The sequence below is a fragment of the Citrobacter sp. LUTT5 genome (genome assembly GCF_009905315.1).
Classification (GTDB): domain Bacteria; phylum Pseudomonadota; class Gammaproteobacteria; order Enterobacterales; family Enterobacteriaceae; genus Citrobacter; species Citrobacter freundii.
Map to the genome: position 1 here is coordinate 3,075,023 of NZ_CP047606.1, position 17,786 is coordinate 3,092,808.

Sequence of the window (17,786 nt, forward strand, 5' to 3'; positions counted from 1 at the left end):
GCTTAATCCAGACCCAGAACACCGCGTAATTGCGACAAGTCTTCCGCCAGCGTCGTGATTGGCCCTTTCAGCGCATTACGATCGGCATCAGTCAGTTTGTCATAGGTTTCAAAACCGTCTTTGGTACGGTACTTGCTCAGAATGGTATCGACCTTTTTGAAGTTCGCATCCACCTTTGCCAGCAGCTCAGCATTGGATTTTTGTAACTGAGGACGCAGGAGATCGACAATTTTCTGCGCGCCATCGACGTTCGCCTGGAAATCCCACAGATCGGTATGGCTGTAGCGATCTTCTTCCCCACTGATTTTGCTGGCAGCAACTTCTTCAATCAGTCCTGCAGCCCCGCCAACAACTTTAGACGGTGGGAAAGCCAGCTCGCTAATACGCGTTTGCAGGTCAAGAACATCGCTATTTAATTGGTCGGCGTATTTATCCATTCCTTTGGTGGTATTGTCGCCAAACAGCGCTTTCTCCAGGCGGTGGAAGCCGGTGAATTTAGGATCGGCGGCTTTTTGCTCATAATCATCTTCACGCGCATCGATGCTGCCGTCGAGATCGGAGAACAGTTCAGCAATCGGTTCAATACGCTCATAATGCTGACGGGTTGGCGCATACAGCGATTTCGCTTTTTCCACATCACCGGCTTTAATTGCATCAGTGAAGGCTTTAGTGCCCGCCACCAGTTGCGCGGTTTCAGCCGTCACGTAGGCTTTGTACTCGGTAATCGCGCCGCTCAGACTCAGCAGAGCATCGCTCTGTGCGGCATCCGCCGTTGCGCTGCCTTTTACGATCAGTTTGCCTTTCGGGTTAGTCAACAGACCGCAGGTCATATCATATTCGCCAGGCTGCAGGTTAGCGGTCATTTTCTGGCTAAAACCTGGTGCAATGTTTTCGCGCTCTTCAACCACCATAACGCCTTTAAGAATTTCCCACTCCAGCGCTTTCTGGCTGTGGTTCTGGATGATGAACTGCGTTTTCCCGGCGTTAACCGTGATCGTCATCGGTTCACACTGTTTGTCGTTAACCGTGACTTTCACCTGCGGAATATCGGCGGCTTGTGCAGAAAAAGCGGATGCAAACAGCGCGGCAATACCCAACTGCAGCGCACTACGGCGAAAATTAAACGTCATAACCTATCCCTATAAATAAGTATGTTGTAACTAAAAAGTATTCTGCATCGCGTTTTTATCAAGGTGCGGTACGCGATGCCGTAGTGCCTGAACGCGGCGGTAGTGCAAACATAATCAACGCCGGAATCAGGTAGATAAACCAGACAGCGACTTCACTGACGCTTGGCGCTTCCTGATAGCCGAAAATGCCTTCCATCAATGTGCCAAACAGCGAATGCGTCGACAGCACACTGCTCAGGTCAAACGCCACATCCTGAAAATGATTCCACAACCCGGCTTCGTGGAAAGCGCGGATCGCCCCAGCGGCAAGACCGGCAGCTACCAGCAAAATGAACAGGCTGGTCCATTTAAAGAACGCCCCGAGGTTGAGGCGAATGCCGCCGAGGTAAATCAGGTATCCCAGTACCACTGCGGTAGCCAGTCCCAGCATCGCGCCTAACGGCGGCCAGATGCCTACATCCTGCTGGAATGCCGCCAGCAGGAAGAACACCGATTCCAGCCCTTCTCGCGCAACAGCAAAAAAGACCATCATCACCAGCGCCCAGCCGTGATGATTACCGCGTTGCAACGCGTTATCGACAGCCTGTTCAAGCTGGACTTTGACGTTGCGGGAAACTTTACGCATCCAGAACACCATCCAGGTGAGGATCACCACGGCAATGACCGCCACGATGCCTTCAAACAGCTCCTGTTCTTTTTGCGGAAATTCACCGGTGGTTTCGTTGATGAAAATCCCTAACGCCAGGCATAATGCCGCCGCCAGCAGAACACCAATCCACATCACACCAATCCATCGACCACGCTGAGTCCGTTTCAGGTAGCTGGCAATCAGGCTGACAATCAGCGCGGCCTCTAACCCTTCGCGCAACATAATTAGAAATGGAACAAACATGCGAAGAACCCTTAAACGTTATTCTCGGTCAATTGATGAAAAGAAAAGTAAATTACAGTGATAGTGATTATCATTACAGCAAAGAAAAACTCAAGCAGAATGTTTTGAGAATGATGACTTAATGTAAACAGTTAGACGGGTAATGGTTATGCAGGTTTGCGGGGGCGCAATAAAAAGCCCGCGCACGGCGGGCTTCAGGGACAGGAGATAAATTATTCTGCCTGTAAACGCGATGGCGGAGCTGAGTGATAATGCGCGTCAGCCTCGGCAAAACGTTGCTGCATAGCAGTTGAAGGTGCTTTACCCAACAGGCTGAAGACCACAATACCGATGCTGCCGAAAACAAAGCCCGGGATAATTTCATACAGACCCAGCCAGGCGAACTGCTTCCAGACGATTACCGTCACCGCACCGATGATCATCCCTGCCAGCGCGCCGTTGCGGGTCATACGCGACCACATTACCGAGAACAGAACCACAGGGCCAAACGCCGCGCCGAAGCCCGCCCAGGCGTAGCTTACCAGACCCAGCACGCGGTTCTCCGGGTTCGCCGCCAGCGCGATGGACACCAGCGCCACGACCAGCACCATGATGCGGCCAATCCATACCAGCTCTTTCTGGCTGGCATTTTTACGCAGGAATGCTTTGTACAAGTCTTCGGTGATTGCGCTGGAGCACACCAGCAGCTGGCAGCTCAGGGTCGACATAACCGCAGCGAGGATCGCAGACAGCAGAATACCGGCAATCCACGGGTTAAACAGGATTTGCGCCAGTTCAATAAACACACGCTCGGCGTTCTGGTTAACGGCACCGGCAAGCTGCGGGTTGTTGTTAAAGTAAGCAATACCAAAGAAGCCCACAGCCACGGCACCCGCCAGACAAAGGATCATCCAGGTCATACTGATGCGGCGAGCATGAACAATGCTATGGTGGGAATCTGCAGCCATAAAGCGCGCCAGAATATGCGGCTGACCAAAGTAGCCCAGACCCCAGCCCATCAGGGAAATGATGGCAACAAAATTCAGCCCTTTGAACATGTCCACGTTCTCAATGCTCTTTTGTTTAATCACTTCCAGCGAATCCTCGAACCCACCCACACCAATAATAACCATCACCGGCGTCAGGATCAGGGCGAAGATCATCAGGCTGGCCTGGACGGTATCGGTCCAGCTTACTGCCAGGAAACCACCGATAAAGGTGTAAATGATCGTCGCGGCCGCGCCCGCCCACAGTGCTGTTTCGTAGCTCATGCCAAAGGTGCTTTCAAACAGACGCGCCCCTGCCACAATCCCTGAAGCACAATAGATGGTGAAAAACAGCAGAATAACCAGCGCGGAGATAATACGTAGAATTCGGCTTTTATCTTCAAAGCGACCGGTAAAGTAATCCGGTAACGTCAGCGCATTGTTATTGTATTCGGTGTGTACGCGTAAACGTCCGGCCACCAGCTTCCAGTTGATCCAGGCACCCAAAATAAGGCCGATGGCGATCCAGCTTTCTGAAATGCCCGACAGGAAAATTGCGCCAGGCAGACCCATCAGCAACCAGCCGCTCATGTCAGATGCCCCAGCGGATAACGCGGTCACGAACGGACCCAGACTGCGTCCCCCCAGAATGTAATCGTCAAAGTTTTTGGTTGAACGCCATGCAATAAACCCTATCAATATCATGCCGAAAATATAGACACAGAATGTCACTAACATCGGTGTGCTAATAGCCATCAAAACTCTCCAAAATTATGTATCAGCAATGCCGTGGCTTGCCGTTTTATTACCCTGCCGGAACGTGGCAAAGATATCTATGTTGACCAGGGCGACCGTATCCTGCCGGAAGCGATGGTTATTCACAATCGATTTAACACACCATTTACATCAAATTTGATCCAGAGTAGATAGCATTTTTCTGTAGGTTGCACTCTCTCACATTTTTTTCGGTTGCACCTTTTAAAAGTGTTAACTACCGCAGAGAAAAAGATTCTGTAATTTTTACAGCCCACATCATAAGACTCACATTTATTAACATTTCATTCATTTCCAAGCTTGCAAACCAAGTCACATTTAACACGGTTGCACAAAGTTGCAACATAGTGGATATTTCTCGGTAACTATCAGACCCGTATTTCAGTACAACAGGAGTAAACGGCATGGGAACCACCACGATGGGGGTTAAGCTGGATGACGCCACTCGCGAGCGTATTAAAACAGCAGCATCACGAATCGATCGCACGCCACATTGGCTGATCAAACAAGCCATCTTTAATTATCTCGAAAGACTGGAAAACGACGACGCGCTTCCTGAACTACCGGCCCTGCTGGCGGGTGCCGCGAATGAGGGTGAGGAGTCAACCACGCCGCAGAATGAAGCGCATCAGCCTTTCCTGGAATTTGCCGAACAGATCCTGCCGCAGTCAGTTTCCCGCGCAGCAATCACCGCCGCGTACCGCCGCGCCGAAACCGACGCAGTGCCGATGCTGATGGAGCAGGCTCGTCTGCCGCAACCCATCGCTGAGCAAGCGCACAAGCTGGCGTACAGCCTGGCCGACAAACTGCGTAACCAGAAGACCGCCAGTGGCCGCGCCGGGATGGTACAAGGTTTATTGCAGGAATTCTCCCTTTCTTCACAGGAAGGCGTCGCGCTGATGTGTCTGGCGGAAGCCTTGCTGCGTATTCCTGATAAGGCAACCCGCGATGCGTTAATCCGCGACAAAATCAGCAACGGCAACTGGCAGTCGCACATTGGACGCAGTCCGTCACTTTTCGTCAACGCAGCGACCTGGGGGCTGTTGTTTACCGGTCGTCTGGTTTCTACGCATAATGAAGCCAGCCTTTCACGCTCACTCAACCGTATTATCGGCAAGAGCGGTGAACCACTGGTGCGTAAAGGCGTCGACATGGCAATGCGCTTGATGGGCGAGCAGTTCGTCACCGGAGAGACTATCGCCGAAGCGCTGGCTAACGCGCGTAAACTGGAAGAAAAAGGTTTCCGCTACTCTTATGACATGCTGGGTGAAGCGGCTCTAACCGCCGCTGATGCCCAGGCTTATATGGTTTCGTACCAACAGGCAATCCACGCCATTGGTAAAGCCTCAAATGGTCGCGGCATTTATGAAGGGCCGGGCATTTCTATCAAGCTGTCGGCGTTGCATCCGCGTTATAGCCGCGCGCAGTATGACCGCGTGATGGATGAACTCTATCCGCGCCTGAAGTCACTTACTCTGCTGGCCCGCCAGTACGACATCGGTATCAATATCGATGCTGAAGAGGCAGACCGACTGGAGATCTCCCTCGATCTGCTGGAAAAACTGTGTTTTGAACCTGAACTGGCGGGCTGGAACGGTATCGGCTTTGTTATTCAAGCCTACCAGAAGCGCTGCCCGTATGTTATCGACTACCTGATTGACCTCGCCACGCGCAGCCGCCGTCGCCTGATGATCCGCCTGGTTAAGGGCGCCTACTGGGATAGCGAAATCAAACGTGCGCAAATGGACGGTCTGGAAGGTTATCCGGTCTATACCCGTAAGGTGTACACCGACGTTTCCTATCTGGCCTGTGCGAAAAAACTGCTTGCGGTACCGAATCTGATCTACCCGCAGTTCGCCACCCACAACGCCCATACGTTGGCGGCGATTTATCAGTTAGCCGGTCAAAACTACTATCCGGGTCAGTACGAGTTCCAGTGCCTGCACGGTATGGGCGAACCGCTATATGAGCAGGTCACCGGTAAAGTTGCCGATGGCAAACTGAACCGTCCATGCCGCATTTATGCACCGGTAGGCACGCATGAAACGCTGCTTGCGTATCTGGTGCGTCGTCTGCTGGAAAACGGCGCCAACACTTCATTCGTCAACCGCATTGCAGACACTACCCTGCCGCTGGATGAACTGGTAGCCTGCCCGGTCGAAGCCGTTGAAAAACTGGCGCAGCAGGAAGGCCAGGCTGGTCTGCCACATCCGAAGATTGCCCTGCCGCGTGACCTGTACGGTAAAGGCCGCGAAAACTCAGGCGGGCTGGATTTAGCTAACGAACATCGTCTGGCCTCACTGTCCTCCGCCCTGCTCAACAGCGCACTGCAAAAATGGCACGCTAAGCCAATACTCGAACATCCGGTTGCTGACGGTGAAATGACGCCAGTCGTCAACCCGGCCGAACCGAAAGACATTGTCGGTTACGTGCGAGAAGCGACTCACAGCGAAGTGGAACAGGCATTGCAGAATGCTGTAAATAACGCGCCGATCTGGTTCGCCACACCGCCGCAAGAGCGCGCCGCTATTTTGCATCGCGCCGCCGTTCTGATGGAAGGCCAGATGCAGCAATTGATTGGCATTCTGGTGCGCGAAGCAGGTAAAACCTTCAGCAACGCCATTGCGGAAGTGCGCGAAGCGGTAGACTTCCTGCACTATTATGCCGGTCAGGTCCGCGATGACTTCGATAATGAAACCCATCGTCCGTTAGGGCCGGTAGTCTGTATCAGCCCCTGGAACTTCCCGCTGGCTATTTTCTCCGGGCAGATTGCCGCCGCGCTGGCGGCGGGCAACAGCGTGCTGGCAAAACCCGCGGAACAAACCCCGCTGATTGCCGCCCAGGGTATTGCCATTTTACTCGAAGCAGGTGTACCGCCAGGCGTGGTGCAACTGTTGCCTGGTCAGGGCGAAACGGTCGGGGCGCAGCTCACTTCCGATGAGCGCGTACGCGGCGTCATGTTTACTGGCTCAACGGAAGTTGCCACGCTGTTGCAACGCAATATCGCGACCCGCCTGGATGCTCAGGGACGTCCAATCCCGCTTATCGCCGAAACCGGCGGGATGAACGCCATGATCGTCGACTCCTCCGCGCTGACGGAACAGGTGGTGGTCGACGTCCTGGCTTCTGCCTTTGACAGCGCCGGGCAGCGCTGCTCCGCTCTTCGCGTCCTATGTCTGCAGGACGATGTAGCCGACCATACGCTGAAAATGCTGCGCGGCGCGATGGCGGAATGCCGCATGGGTAACCCGGGCCGCCTGACCACCGATATTGGACCGGTCATCGATGAAGAAGCCAAAGCCAATATTGAGCGCCATATTCAGGCCATGCGCGCCAAAGGGCGTCCGGTGTTCCAGGCCGTGCGCGAAAATAGCGACGATGCGCGGGAATGGCAAACCGGTACCTTTATCGCCCCGACGCTTATTGAGCTGGAAAGCTTCGATGAATTACAAAAAGAGGTGTTTGGTCCGGTACTGCACGTCGTGCGTTACACCCGTAATAATCTGGGCAGCCTGATTGAGCAAATTAATGCCTCCGGCTACGGTCTGACGCTGGGCGTACACACCCGTATCGACGAAACCATTGCCCAGGTCACGGGCTCAGCACATGTGGGGAACCTGTATGTTAACCGCAATATGGTCGGCGCCGTCGTCGGAGTGCAGCCATTCGGTGGCGAAGGCTTGTCAGGAACCGGGCCAAAAGCGGGTGGGCCGCTGTATCTGTACCGCCTGCTGGCAAACCGTCCGGAAAATGCGTTAGGCATTACCCTTGCCCGCCAGGATGCAGACTACCCGGTCGATGCGCAGCTTAAAGCCGCACTCGTTCAACCGCTGGAAGCGCTCAGCGAATGGGCAACCGACCGTCCAGCACTGCGTACGCTCTGCCAGCAGTTTGGCGAACTGGCGCAGGCCGGAACGCAACGCCTGCTGCCAGGACCCACCGGCGAGCGCAATACCTGGACGCTGTTGCCGCGTGAACGCGTTCTATGTATCGCCGATGATGAACAGGACGCACTGGTCCAGGTTGCCGCTGTAACTTCCGTTGGTAGCTTAATCCTGTGGCCAGATGATACGTTCCATCGCGACCTGGCAAAACGCCTGCCAGCCGCGGTCTCCGGGCGCATTCAATTTGCTAAAGCGGACAACATCGCCACGCAGCCGTTTGATGCCGTTATTTTCCACGGCGATTCCGATCAGCTTCGCGCACTGTGTGAAGCAGTGGCGGCCCGCGAAGGGGCGATTGTGTCGCTCCAGGGCTTTGCCCGTGGCGAGAGCAATATTCTGCTGGAGAGGCTGTACATTGAACGCTCCCTGAGCGTCAACACCGCCGCAGCTGGCGGGAACGCCAGCCTGATGACAATCGGCTAAGGTTGTGGTTAATTAAGGCTCCGGTAACGGGGCCTTTTTTTATGAAGCCAGAGGGAAGCATGAAACGAATCGTACTGACATGTGCAGCGCTGCTGAGCGGCCAGGCGCTGGCGGATGACTGCGCCAACGCGAACACGCAGATGGAGATGAACACCTGTGCGGCAGAGCAGTATAAGGCGGCCGACGCCAAACTTAATGAAACTTATCAGAATGCGCTGAAGCGCGCCGCTCCAACCCAGCGCGATTTGCTGAAAAAAGCGCAAATATCCTGGATAACTTTGCGCGATGCGGACTGTGCATTACTCAGTTCTGGCACCGAAGGCGGTAGCGTTCAGGCGATGATTTCCAGCCAGTGCCTGACGGATAAGACCAACGAGCGCGAAGCGTTTCTCGCCTCGCTCTTGCAGTGTGAAGAAGGCGATTTAAGCTGCCCGTTACCACCGGCCAGTTAACGCACGCGGATCCCTTCAATAATCATCCGCTGTACGCTCTCGACCGTTTGGTTAAAAAAGGCTTCATCACGCAGCGTTGCGCCTGTCACCGCCTCTACCTGTGGGGCAAAGTCGGCGTAGTGCTGAGTTGAAGCCCAAATCATAAAAATCAGATGATGCGGATCGACAGGAGCCAGTTTTCCGCTTTTGATCCAACCGGCAATCAGCGCGGATTTCTCATCAATTAGCGTTTTGAGATCCCCCTCCAATTCTGCCATCAATAAAGGCGCTCCGGCCAGCATCTCCATACAAAACAGCCGTGATGCCTGAGGGTAATCGCGCGACACTTCCAGCTTAAGGCGAATGTATTCTTTAATGGCCACCAGCGGCGCAAAGTCTTCGCGAAAAGCTTTCAATGGAGCCAGCCAGATGTCGAGGATCTGCCGTAAAACGGCGATATAAAGCACCTCTTTTGACGGGTAGTAATAAAGTAAATTGGTTTTTGACACGCCCGCCTGCTCTGCCACCTGCTCCAGGCGCGTGCCGTGGATCCCATATTGGGAGAAGATATTTAATGCCGCGGTTAATATGGCCTGGCGTTTTGCACTGACGGCCTGCGAACGCTTACCTGTTTTTTTCTCTGCGCGTTGGACCATGCGCCCTCTCCTTCTTGTGAGGGCGTCAGCATATCAAATCACGCGGTGAATGGTTAAATTAAAGCGATTCCGGAGGCGCCTCTTGCGGCTGCGCTTTTTTCTTTTTGAACTTCAGCTCGCTGACCAGCACGCCAACAATAATGAATGCCGCACCAAGCAATGCAAGTAGCGGTAAGCGTTCACCCGCCAGACGGCCAAAGATCCCCGCCCACACTGGCTCACCGGTATAAATAACCGTCGCGCGCGTCGGCGAAACGCTACGCTGCGCCCAGTTCATGGTGACCTGAATAATCGCGCTGAAAATCCCCAGCCCCAGAGCCACCACCAGCAATCCGGTAGACATTGGAGGTACGGTCTCACCGGCTGGTCCCATCGCAATAAACGCCACTATCGAAGCAGTTGCCAGTTGCACTACCGTTACCCGCCGTACATCCACTTTTCCCGCCCACGCGCTAATCAGGATAATTTCTGCCGCAATCGCCACCGCACCGGCGAGCGTGATCCACTCACCTTCGCCTAAAGCCAGTAAATTGCCTCCCGGTCCGGCAAGAAAAATCAATCCGATAAAGGCCAGTACAATACCGACGCACGGCATCAGTCCAGGCATGCGCCCCAGACACAGCCATTGTAAAAGCGGTACCAACGGAACGTACATCGCGGTAATAAACGCCGATTTACTGCTGGGAATAAACTGTAGCCCCCAGGTTTGCAGGCTATAGCCCAGCGCAATGGCGATACCGATTACAACCCCTGCTTTGACTTCCAGCCATGTCAGCTTATGCAGTGTGTGTAACGACAAAATCGCGACCGCCAGCGCGGCAGTGGCAAAACGCACACCGACAAAGAAAAAAGGCCCGCTCAGGGTAACGGCATATTGCACCGCCAGAAACGTGCCACCCCAGAACATAGTGATCACAATGAGGATCGCTTCCTGAGGTTTAACAGAAAAGGAATAACGAGAGAGTAATGACATGAGACACCCGATTAACTGAATGTCATTAGTCTGCGTTGCGTTTTGTTACAGTTCAACCTTGCAGACAAAAAAAACCGCCGGAAGGATCCGGCGGCGGTGGCTACGTAAAGTCTGTCTCTGACGCTCATCCGTCACGACATATCTGACAGATAGCCCGACAATTACGATTTGTTGTTGCCGTGGCTATTTTTGCCCCCTTTTTTGCCTGCCTCTGAAGCGCGTTGCGGGTCATTCTTAAAGTTTCCCCCGCTGTGCTGGCCACCTTTTCGACCTGCTTCTGATGCTCTTTCGCGGTCTTCCGCAAAGTTGCCGGAACCGCCCCGATGGTTTGCCATTACTGACCTCCGTCATTGATTAGACATCATATTGCATAGGTACTGAGGAGTGATACCTCACGCAGCGTGAAGGGCGAGGCCCTGAAAATAACTGCGTGGGATTAAGCATAGTGAAGCGTGGACTGGGCAGATGCAAACTGTAATATCCTGCAACAGGATCAGGAGTGCCAAAGAAATAATCACCCTAAGAAATCAATAAGTCTTTCTTATGACTACCGAATTCAACCCAGTTAAATATGTATCATTTTGCTACAAAGCAGGTTGTTATAAAAATTGTTATAAATCAAAGAAGTGATTGTGAAATTTGCACTCCTGGCAGTACGTCATATCTTTAAAGGTAGGTAGCGAGTCGCTACGGACACGGTTAACTCGAGGAGTAGTGTAAAATGGCAAAAGTTCTGGTGCTTTATTATTCCATGTACGGACACATTGAAACTATGGCCCATGCAGTCGCAGAAGGCGCAAATAAGGTAGATGGCGCGGAAGTGATTATTAAGCGCGTACCAGAGACCATGCAGCCTGAGATTTTCCTTAAGGCTGGCGGCAAAACACAAAACGCACCAGTCGCAACCCCGCAAGAACTGGCTGATTACGACGCCATCATTTTTGGTACCCCCACGCGCTTTGGCAATATGTCCGGTCAGATGCGCACCTTCCTCGACCAGACTGGCGGGCTGTGGGCCTCTGGTGGTCTGTACGGCAAACTCGCCAGCGTATTCAGCTCAACGGGAACCGGCGGCGGTCAGGAACAAACCATTACCTCAACCTGGACTACGCTTGCCCACCATGGGATGGTGATTGTGCCTATCGGTTACGCGGCGCAAGAGCTGTTTGATGTCTCTCAAGTTCGCGGCGGTACCCCTTACGGTGCAACCACCATTGCCGGAGGCGACGGCTCCCGCCAGCCAAGTCAGGAAGAATTATCTATCGCCCGCTATCAGGGTGAATATGTCGCAGGTCTGGCAGTAAAACTCAACGGCTAATCTTCAACAGGAGGATTCGAATGCCAACTCAAGAAGCGAAAGCCCATCGCGTCGGCGAATGGGCAAGTCTGCGCAATACATCGCCGGAAATAGCCGAAGCCATTTTTGAAGTCGCACATTATGACGAGAAACTGGCGGAAAAAATTTGGGAAGAAGGTAGCGATGAGGTACTCATCAAAGCCTTTGAAAAAACAGACAAAGATTCGCTCTTTTGGGGTGAACAGACTATCGAACGTAAAAACGTCTAGCGCTCAGACTCCCCCGCGAACACGGGGGAGTTTTTCTTTTATTTAGCCGCCTCATTCAGCACGCTGTCGAACTTATCTATCGGGCAAAAACCATCCGCATCTATCGGACATCCTTTCAGCTCAAGCGTTACGCGCTGCGCCGGGGATTTCAGCGTCAGAACATCTGCATTACGCAACTGCTGCGAGCTCTGATACACATACTCGATTTTCATCAGATCACGATTTGCGTTGCTGTCATGCCAGCGCTGGAAGACAATCTTCCCGCCAATCGGCGTACGCTCGTTCTGATCGTGAAGCTGGTATGGTTTGAAATCCAGCGCGGTGAGCAGCGAAGCGATGTTTGAGTCATGTCCCACCAGCACGGTTATTTTCGGTGCTTTCGCGCGTTCCGTAACCAGCGCATTATCAATATATTTCACCAGAGGTTTGGCGACGTTCTGCGCCACTTCCGGGGAGGTGAACAGGCTGTCCTGATAGCCATTTTTCAGCTTCGACAGAACCTTCCACTGCTGATCCGATTTAATCTCGCCCCAGGCAACCTTGTCCATCGGGAAGCCTTCGTAATACTGCAGCGTGAAGGCATCGACCAGCGAATTCCCCACCTTCAGCGGCCCCGATACGCCTGGCTCCTGCTGGTATTTCGCGCTGAACGTATCTGTGGCATCGGTCAGGGAACACTGCTGTTTTTCTTTACAGGATGGAGAGTCTTTGTAGTCGGTCATTTGCTCAAGCAACTGATAGCTATCGTTGAGCTGCATTTTACTTCGCTCTTTCTCCATGGCCTGAACGGCCTGCTGGCTGAAGGTGGCGGAATCATCGGTGATCACCGGATTAAAGGTGGGATCCATGGTGCCCATTTTTTCCTGATGATGGACCGGAACATCGCAACCTGGGAAAGCACCGGTGACAAAGAACTGCGCCGTAGCAACAGTGCGCTGCAGGCTGTTAGCATAGGTATACACCGTATCCGGTGCCGGACATTCGCCCGATTTCACCATCCCATGCTCTGCTAGCCACTCTCGCATGTAGTGGCCCATATAGATTTCCAGCACACCGCCTTTAGTAGTGAGTTGTCCGCCGGGGACATCCCATTCTGGCCATTGTTTGGGTGTGGACTGTTCAAGAACGCTGCCATTATTGGCTAAAGGTGCACGTAAGTTATGCCGACTCATCATCAATACTTGTTGAAGCTGATACCCTTCCGGCGCGGTCTGCGCCTGCGCGGCGTTGGACAGTAATACAGCCCCTGCCACAGCGGCGGCGATTAACGATTTATTCATCCCTACGACCTCTTGTTGTTATCAATCACAACAGAGTGTGACAGAAATATGACATATTTCCGGGAACGCTTTCGCAAAACAGACCATCTAGCGTGTCGTTTTAACACCAAACTCGGTTTCGAGTTTACGAATGCCAAGAGGTGTGAAGATGACGTGGCGGCTGTCCTGTTCGGTTTTTATCCATCGCTGTTCACTGAACCAGCGCAGCAGCGTTGCGCCAAGCACACCACCAGGATGATAACGTCGCTCGCTCCAGTCCAGACAACCGCAGGTTAACTTCCGCCGGGATGAACCCGCCGCCAGGACAATCCCCATCTGGGCCAGCTTTTCCTGGCCAAGAGGAGTCAGCATTTCACCATCCGGCGTTAACCACTGACGGGAAACCAACGTATCAAACAACCTCACCGCGACCTCTCCGGCGAGATGGTCGTAGCAGGTGCGGGCATGCCGCAAACCTGGCGGCGTTGTGATTCTCCGGGGCATTGATGTCGCCCACGCAACGCCCATCAGGCGTTCCAGCAGTTCAGCGATATCGGGACTCGCAAGGCGAAAATAACGATGTCTGCCCTGCGCAAGCGCCACAACAAAACGTTGTTCGCACAGACGCGCCAGATGCGCGCTGGCGGTCGACGCAGACACATCCGCCACAGCGCTGAGCTCAGTTGCAGTCCAGGCGCGGCCATCCATCAGGGCGCACAGCATACGCGAGCGCGATTTATCGGCCATCACTGCCGCAGTGAGTGCCATTTTCGACTCCAGATCGCCCTCTTCTTCATGTAACATCACGGATGCCATAACGACCTCATTGACCCTGAATCTCTGAATTAACGATGCCATGAAAGTCGCGCAAAGTCACCGAACCGGTCACACAGCACGCAGCATCATCTCTGTACCCAACCCGACCAGACACAACAGAAAACAGCGTTTAAACACGAGCGGAGAAATAACCCTTCGCACACGGGTTCCTATCCACTGGCCAATAAGTGCAGGAACAATGGCCAAAGCCGACAAGCTTAGGGATTGTACGGGCAGCGCGTTATGCCACCACAGACCCAGCGCCAATGCCAGGGTCGAAAAGGTAAAAGAGATCCCGAGCGCCTGTACCAGTTCATCTTTCTCAAAGCCCAGGGACTGGATCCAGGGTACGGCGGGCATCACAAACACCCCGGTTCCGCCGGTCAATAAGCCAGTCACAAATCCAATAACGAGGGAGTACGGTTTTTCACGCTGCGGGGCCACCGTGATTTTCTTTCCCGCCAGCGTCCAGATAGCGTAGGCCACCAGCGCCACGCCGAGCGCAAACTGAGTTCGGGTGGTGTCGCCCCCGGTAATCCAGGCGCTGGCAAGCAGAGTCGCCACTACCACTGTCAGCAGCATTGGCCACAGTCGTTTGAGTAATTGGCGTGTATTTCCACCACCGCCAAACTGAAACAGATTACTGATCAGCGAAGGCAATAGCAGCATAGCCGCCGCGGCAACCGGTGAAATAAGCGATCCGAGGATCCCCATCGCCACGGTGGGCAACCCCATACCCGTAACGCCTTTCACAATCCCGGCGAGGACAAATGTGGCGGCAATCATCACCACCAAAGCGGGTCCAAACGCTAAAGAACTCGTCATGTTGCACTTTCCTGGAAAAGAGAAGATGACTGATTCTGGACGTTAATCACTGTGCTTGCTTCGTCAGGCAACGAAATATGCCTTCCAGAGGAAGGCGACGCCATAAAAAAATGCCGGGTTTCCCCGGCACATTTATCAGAACGTTTTCGCCCACCACAACCGAAGTTTCATGCCCCAGTAGCTGGTCCAGCCGCTGGTGGTTGATACCACCCGACCTTCTGACATCACCACCAGCGTGGGCGTGACGCTAATCGCCCAACTGCGGGAAATAGCCCCGTTCGCATCATTGATGACCGGAAATTCCACGCCTTTACGCAACAGCCAGCGAGATACCTCAGCTTCATTTCCGGAGCGTAACGCAATGGTCATCACATTTTCACCTTCAGAACGCAGCCTGTCGACTTCCGGCGTCGTGAAGCGGCATACGCCGCACCAGCTCGCCCAGAAATAAAGCAACACTGGCTTGTCTTTGCTGAGCGCCGCCAGCGTGACGGTTTCACCATCCAGCGTTTGTAAAGGCGTGCTGTCAAAAGAGGCAGGGAGCTGCGGCGCGCGCCAGGCATCCATCAGCAGCATCGCCCCCGCCAACAGTGCCAGTAAGATCAGCCCTTCGCGCAACCAGCGGCGCAGTTTACTGAGCATTGGCCGCCGCCAGTTTTTCTTTTACCACTTCCTCAAGCGTTTCCCACGGCACCGCACCGGGAATAAGTTCATCGCCAATGATCGTTGCGGGGGTTCCCTGTACACCCACCAGTCGCGCCAGTTGCAGGTTAGTGCTCAGCGTTTCAGCACTTTGGGCGTCCAGCGTCACCGGACTGGCCCCCGCTTTTTCCTGCGCCTGTTTGATACTGACATCGGTATGGTAGCCCTTCTTCTGCATCAGTTTCTCATGTAGCGCCAGAAACTGCTGCGGATGCTCATGCCATGTCGTCAGCACGGTCCGCGCCGCCAGTTCCGAGCTTTCACCTTTAAACGGCAACGGTTTGATCACTACCGCCACGTCAGGATATTTCTGCACAATTTTTTCCAGCATTGGATCCAACTGCTTGCAGTATGGGCAGTTGTAATCGGTGAAGTTTATCAGGGTCAGTTTTGCCTGCTTTGAGCCAATCCTCGGGCTGTTGGGATCGTTAAACAGGGCTTCCTGAATTAATGCTTCAATTTGCTTTTCCTGTTCCGGGGTAAACGGCGCAGGTTCTTTCGCGATACTGACGGCAGAAAACAGGGTTAACAGCAGAACAATCATCATCTTCATGGGGTAACTCCTTTGGCATCGTTCAACGTTTGCAGTACCGCATCGCGGGTTAACAACGTGGGTAACACCTGGCCTTCCGGCAGACCGGGGCCATAAATTTGGTTATACGGCACAGCAACCTGGCCGCGTTTTTTTAGAAATTCGGTAATGACTTCAGAAGGGAGTGTCCAGTCGCCGCGCAGCGCCACCACATCCGGCTGTTGCAATGCGGCCTGTACGTCATCTTTATGCAAGACGTTGAACTTGTTTACCTTACAGGTGATGCACCAGTCTGCTGTGACGTCAATGAACACGCGCTTATGTTGCGCCAGCGCATCCTCAATAGCTTGCTCGCTTAGCGGTTGCCAGTTCACGCTCTCTTTGCCGGTGCTTTGCCCTACGAACCCGAAATGCGGGAGCAGCAACGTCGCAAGCCAGATAGCGGAACCCAGCATCATCACGCCGAGCAGACGCCGCAACATATTCATCCAGCGTCCTGGCCGCGGCAAACGCAGCGCCAGACCGGGACGCAGAGCCACCAGCAGCCACGGTAAGCTCATTCCCAGCCCAAGTGCGATAAACAATCCCCACAATGTCGGCAGCGAAGCGGTCAATGCCACCGCCACCGCCGTTCCAAGGAACGGGGCACTGCACGGCGTAGCAAGCAGCGTCGCAAATGCACCTTGCCAGAAATGTCCCGACAGACCGTTGCCGCCGTGAGTCGCCAGCGTGGTAGTCATCGCAGAAGGGAGTCGGAATTCAAACCACCCGAACAGGCTGGCGCTGAACGTCAGCATCACCAGTACCATCACGCCAATGAACCATGGATTCTGAAACTGGATCCCCCAGCCAAGCGCCTGATTGGTTAAACGCAGCACCGTCATCAATAGAGCCAGAGCCATAAATGAGACAAGTATTCCGGCTACCGATGCGAGGAACTGACGACGGACCTGGCGACGACTTTTTTCCTCGACCAGCAAAATCGAGCCCAGCTTCATGCCCAGAACCGGTAACACACAGGGCATCAGATTGAGGATCAAACCGCCCAGCAGCGCCATTAGCACCACTTGCCACAGTGGGAGTGAGGCGTTCTCAACAACCGGGGCTTCGCCAATCGCAAGACGACTTTCCTGGGCAACACCGTTATCTGCCAGCACCAGGGTGACTGACTTACCACGCAGATCCGGCGCGCCTTCTCCCCAACCGTCATGTACAGGTACCGTGGCGCGTAATGTCTCTCCCTCAACATGGATTTGCGGCATGCCAAAATCCGCATCATCAACAGCATCCAGATACAGCCCTGGTGCAGTCCAGCCTCCCGCACGGTGAGCCTCGACGACTAACTCTCCCGCCCGTGCGCCGGCGCTCAGAGCATCGGTCAGGCCGCTGGCTAGTGGGATCTGTCCCATCGCCTGAGCATAGTCATGTGCAAAAGTCGGGTCCTGAGCTGTGGGCGTCACGGAAAAAGGAAAATCCGTCAACAGGCAAACGTTGCTACAGGTGGATAGCGTCAAAACGCCGCTGAGCGTGGCGGGCGCTATACCGCGCACCACCATCGGGAACGTCACCTTATCGTGATACCCTTGGGTAGTGATATTGGCGACCTCAAAACGAGCAGGGGTTGGCCAGAACCAGTCGACCGCAGGCATTTCCTCTTTCCAGGCGATAGCAGGCGCAACGCCCCCCTCGCCCGGAGAACGCCAGTAGGTTTTCCAGCCGTCCTCCAGTTTGACATCCAACAACAGACGGGTTTCACCGCCAGCGGACGTATCAGCGCGTAACCGCACGCTGGCGTGATCGTTATCGGGTGAACGCATCCAGCCGGGTTCAGCCGCCCAGGATACGGGCAGCCATAGCAATAACAGACAGAGCAGTGTCTGCCTGAAAACAGTCATCAT

The 17,786-nt window shown here is 54.0% G+C and carries 16 protein-coding genes; 4 read left to right on the top strand and 12 right to left on the bottom strand.

Features of this window, described 5'->3' with window-relative positions; all coding sequences use genetic code 11:
• Window positions 1-2: 2 nt before the first annotated feature.
• The 3 genes from efeO to putP form a co-directional block, all read right to left on the bottom strand.
• Window positions 3-1,130, bottom strand: a complete 1,128-nt coding sequence (gene efeO / locus GUC46_RS14950; protein WP_044700715.1) for an iron uptake system protein EfeO — start codon at window positions 1,128-1,130, stop codon at window positions 3-5.
• A 58-nt stretch (window positions 1,131-1,188) separates the two neighbouring features.
• Entirely contained in the window at window positions 1,189-2,022 is an 834-nt protein-coding gene (gene efeU, locus GUC46_RS14955) for an iron uptake transporter permease EfeU (RefSeq protein WP_003036041.1), read from the bottom strand.
• A 212-nt stretch (window positions 2,023-2,234) separates the two neighbouring features.
• Window positions 2,235-3,743 carry a sodium/proline symporter PutP gene (putP, locus tag GUC46_RS14960; protein ID WP_032936247.1) on the bottom strand — a complete coding sequence of 503 codons (1,509 nt, stop codon included), beginning with the start codon at window positions 3,741-3,743 and terminating at the stop codon, window positions 2,235-2,237.
• 422 nt (window positions 3,744-4,165) lie between these two features.
• Between putP and putA the strand changes: the two genes are divergently transcribed.
• Entirely contained in the window at window positions 4,166-8,128 is a 3,963-nt protein-coding gene (gene putA, locus GUC46_RS14965; RefSeq protein ID WP_160180446.1) for a trifunctional transcriptional regulator/proline dehydrogenase/L-glutamate gamma-semialdehyde dehydrogenase, read from the top strand.
• Between the two features lie 59 nt (window positions 8,129-8,187).
• The gene (locus tag GUC46_RS14970) at window positions 8,188-8,580 is read left to right on the top strand and encodes a lysozyme inhibitor LprI family protein (protein WP_160180449.1); all 393 of its coding nucleotides are present in this window, start codon (window positions 8,188-8,190) and stop codon (window positions 8,578-8,580) included.
• Here GUC46_RS14970 and rutR read toward each other — a convergent pair.
• The 3 genes from rutR to GUC46_RS14985 form a co-directional block, all read right to left on the bottom strand.
• Window positions 8,577-9,215, bottom strand: coding sequence for an HTH-type transcriptional regulator RutR (gene rutR, locus GUC46_RS14975; RefSeq protein ID WP_003036026.1), 639 nt, complete (start codon window positions 9,213-9,215; stop codon window positions 8,577-8,579). The two genes, GUC46_RS14970 and rutR, sit on opposite strands and share 4 nt — an antisense overlap.
• Window positions 9,216-9,273: 58 nt before the next feature.
• The gene (locus GUC46_RS14980; RefSeq protein WP_160180451.1) at window positions 9,274-10,188 is read right to left on the bottom strand and encodes a DMT family transporter; all 915 of its coding nucleotides are present in this window, start codon (window positions 10,186-10,188) and stop codon (window positions 9,274-9,276) included.
• Between the two features lie 161 nt (window positions 10,189-10,349).
• Window positions 10,350-10,523 carry a general stress protein gene (locus GUC46_RS14985; protein WP_003036022.1) on the bottom strand — a complete coding sequence of 58 codons (174 nt, stop codon included), beginning with the start codon at window positions 10,521-10,523 and terminating at the stop codon, window positions 10,350-10,352.
• A gap of 386 nt (window positions 10,524-10,909) precedes the next feature.
• On the opposite strand from GUC46_RS14985, the gene wrbA reads away from it, so the two are divergent.
• Window positions 10,910-11,506: an NAD(P)H:quinone oxidoreductase gene (gene wrbA / locus GUC46_RS14990; protein ID WP_003832057.1), complete on the top strand. Its 597-nt coding sequence runs from the start codon at window positions 10,910-10,912 to the stop codon at window positions 11,504-11,506.
• A 20-nt stretch (window positions 11,507-11,526) separates the two neighbouring features.
• Window positions 11,527-11,754 carry a YccJ family protein gene (locus GUC46_RS14995; RefSeq protein WP_003036015.1) on the top strand — a complete coding sequence of 76 codons (228 nt, stop codon included), beginning with the start codon at window positions 11,527-11,529 and terminating at the stop codon, window positions 11,752-11,754.
• A gap of 38 nt (window positions 11,755-11,792) precedes the next feature.
• On the opposite strand, the gene agp is transcribed toward GUC46_RS14995, so the two are convergent.
• From agp to GUC46_RS15025, 6 genes are all read right to left on the bottom strand, one after another.
• On the bottom strand, window positions 11,793-13,034 hold the full coding sequence (agp, locus tag GUC46_RS15000; RefSeq protein ID WP_160180453.1) for a bifunctional glucose-1-phosphatase/inositol phosphatase: 1,242 nt from the start codon (window positions 13,032-13,034) through the stop codon (window positions 11,793-11,795).
• An 87-nt stretch (window positions 13,035-13,121) separates the two neighbouring features.
• The gene (locus GUC46_RS15005) at window positions 13,122-13,829 is read right to left on the bottom strand and encodes a helix-turn-helix transcriptional regulator (RefSeq protein ID WP_160180455.1); all 708 of its coding nucleotides are present in this window, start codon (window positions 13,827-13,829) and stop codon (window positions 13,122-13,124) included.
• A 69-nt stretch (window positions 13,830-13,898) separates the two neighbouring features.
• Window positions 13,899-14,654, bottom strand: a complete 756-nt coding sequence (locus tag GUC46_RS15010) for a sulfite exporter TauE/SafE family protein (protein WP_160180457.1) — start codon at window positions 14,652-14,654, stop codon at window positions 13,899-13,901.
• A gap of 135 nt (window positions 14,655-14,789) precedes the next feature.
• Window positions 14,790-15,296: a protein disulfide oxidoreductase gene (locus tag GUC46_RS15015; protein WP_044712488.1), complete on the bottom strand. Its 507-nt coding sequence runs from the start codon at window positions 15,294-15,296 to the stop codon at window positions 14,790-14,792.
• Window positions 15,286-15,909, bottom strand: a complete 624-nt coding sequence (locus tag GUC46_RS15020; RefSeq protein ID WP_044712489.1) for a DsbA family protein — start codon at window positions 15,907-15,909, stop codon at window positions 15,286-15,288. The genes GUC46_RS15015 and GUC46_RS15020 overlap by 11 nt, the downstream gene beginning before the upstream one ends.
• Window positions 15,906-17,786 carry a protein-disulfide reductase DsbD gene (locus GUC46_RS15025; RefSeq protein ID WP_160180459.1) on the bottom strand — a complete coding sequence of 627 codons (1,881 nt, stop codon included), beginning with the start codon at window positions 17,784-17,786 and terminating at the stop codon, window positions 15,906-15,908. Before GUC46_RS15025 ends, GUC46_RS15020 begins: the two co-directional genes overlap by 4 nt.